We start from the raw sequence: 697 nt of genomic DNA, 5'->3' as shown, positions 1-697 counted from the left end.
CTTGCGTGCCTTTAGTTTCGAGTGGTTTAGTATATTCTGGAGTTTCTTCGCGAACTGCGGCTTCGCCCTCATGACCTAACTCTTGCGTGCCTTTAGTTGCCACTGAATCAGTGTACTCGGGCAACTCCGGTTGCACTGCCGCTTCTCCCTCGTGTCCGGCTTCTTGCGTGCCTTTGGTTTCGAGTGGTTTAGTATACTCTGGTGTTTCTTCGCGGACTGCAGCTTCACCTTCATGACCCGGTTCTTGTGTGCCTTTTTTCTCTTCTGAAACTTTATACTCTGGTAACTCCGGTTGCGCCGCCGCTTCGCCTTCATGACCTAGTTCTTGCGTACCTTTAGTTTCGAGTGGCTTAGTGTATTCTGGAGTCTCTTCTCGGACTGCGGCTTCGCCCTCATGACCGGGCTCTTGCGTGCCTTTCGTTGCTAACGGTTCTGTGTAGGCTGGAGATTCTTCGCGGACTACTGCTACGCCCTCATGACCTGACTCTTGCGTGCCTTTTGTCGCTACCGGCTTAGTGTATTCTGGAGTCTCTTCTCGGACTGCGGCTTCGCCCTCATGACCTGACTCTTGCGTGCCTTTTGTCGCTACCGGCTTAGTGTATTCTGGAGTCTCTTCTCGGACTGCGGCTTCGCCCTCATGACCTGACTCTTGCGTGCCTTTCGTTGCTAACGGTTCTGTGTAGGCTGGAGATTCTTC

1 pseudogene is annotated in these 697 nt (G+C 52.9%); it reads right to left on the bottom strand.

Annotation, left to right across the window (positions count from 1 at the left end):
- Window positions 1-697, bottom strand: a pseudogene (locus tag N8M20_RS10150) (ZmpA/ZmpB/ZmpC family metallo-endopeptidase); the annotation flags it as partial.

This window comes from Streptococcus mitis (assembly GCF_946190275.1).
Classification (GTDB): domain Bacteria; phylum Bacillota; class Bacilli; order Lactobacillales; family Streptococcaceae; genus Streptococcus; species Streptococcus mitis_DC.
This window is presented reverse-complemented; position numbering and strand designations above follow the sequence as displayed.